Raw genomic sequence first — 1583 nt, forward strand, 5'->3', positions numbered from 1 at the left:
AGCTTGGCGTTTATCCTCGCTGAGCTCGGTGCTCCTTGATCGATTCAGCGCGTTTGGCTGTCTTGCCAACGTCGTGGTGCCTGGCCCTGTGCTTGTTCTTCGAGCCGGCAGGCCGTCCCGGTCCTGGCCGGGAGGGTTTCGGTGCGGCTGCCGGACGGGCCGTGGTCGCGCGGACGTTGCGAAACCCGCGCCGCACCCGGGCCGGGGTGAGGCGGCGGGGTTCGGTGCGGCGTTCCCAGGGGCGGCGCAGGTCCTCGGTGAGGGGGCGGGCGAGACGGAGCTGGGTGTGGGCGGCGATGATGAGCCAGGTCCACAGGTCGGCGGTGTCCGTGTGGCGGATCTTCGGTGCTGTCCAGCCGAGGGTCTGCTTCATCAGCCGGAAGGTGTGTTCCAGGTCGAAGCGGCGCAGGAACGACTGCCACCAGCGGTCGATGTCCGCGGGTGTGGCACTGTCTGCCGAGGACCACAGCCAGACGGGTTTCGGGTCGCGGTCGCCCGGCAGGCGCTCGACCTTCAGCCGGATCAACGTGCCGTGGAGGATGGGCAGTTCCTCGTGAGCGTGTTCCAGCCAGGGGCCGCGGTGGGTGAGTCTGGGGTGCATCCGGTCCCAGGAGGTCGCCTCGGCGGTGCCGTAACGGGTGGTTGCGGTGGATGTGGTGAGGTCGGGGGTGTGCCAGGTGTCGGGCTTGGCGAGGGTGAGGACGCCGCCGTGGCGGCGCGGCCGCCCGCCGCGGGGCCCGGAGCGGGCGGGGCCGGCGTCGCGGAGCATGACCCGGTCCGAGCGCAGACGTCCCACCAGCACCACCGGGAGGTCGGCCAGGATGTGGGAGAGGTAGGCGGTGTCGTAGCCAGAATCCATGACGATCAGGATTTCGGGATCGCCCGGCTGCCAATGCCCGGCCGTTACCAACCCGACTACCACGTCCCGAAGTTGCCGGGCCGTGACTTGGGTGGCGTCGTCCGCCCGGCCCAGGCGGACCGCGTCCAGGAGAGCGACCCAGGAGGTGCGGCCCGTTTCCAGGGCAGCGACGAAGGAGTACGGCCAGCCCGGCACGAACTGGTCACTGCTGCGGTCCCCGCGTCCGTAGACGTGGCAGAACAGCCGCTCGTCGCTGGTCGGTGCGTCGGGCCGCAGCCAGTGCGACACATCCACCGCGAGCACGATCCGCCCGTCGGCCGCCCTGGGCACCGGCAGGCCGGTGAGCACGCGGCGCAGTCGCGCCGGCTCCAGCCAGCCCCGGTCCAGCGCGGCGTACAGGGCTCCGTGCCCGCGCCGGTGCTCGACCGCCAGCGACAGCTCCACCAATGTCTTCACCGGCCCGTCCGCACACAGCACCGCGTCGGTGAGCTCGAAGAGCGTATCCGCCCGCTTGTAGAGACACTCGTAGAACTCGACCCGAAAGCGGGACAACAGACCCAACGCCTCACTTCCGGGCACATCGGCAGGCAGACTCATGCGCAGCGGCCGTTCTCTCGCACTTCGTTACTCGACATCTCGAAGCGTGGAGAACGGCCGCCCACGCTGTCCCGGGAAGAACCGCAGGTCAGCAGGACGAGTGACCTGCGATGTTAAACGCCAAGCT

General features: G+C 69.8%; 1 protein-coding gene. It reads right to left on the bottom strand.

The window, feature by feature from the left end; all coding sequences use genetic code 11:
* Window positions 1-10: 10 nt before the first annotated feature.
* On the bottom strand, window positions 11-1456 hold the full coding sequence (locus QNO09_RS39550; RefSeq protein ID WP_283975055.1) for an NF041680 family putative transposase: 1446 nt from the start codon (window positions 1454-1456) through the stop codon (window positions 11-13).
* Between the last annotated feature and the right edge of the window lie 127 nt (window positions 1457-1583).

This window comes from Streptomyces sp. 378 (genome assembly GCF_030124145.1).
GTDB lineage: Bacteria > Actinomycetota > Actinomycetes > Streptomycetales > Streptomycetaceae > Streptomyces.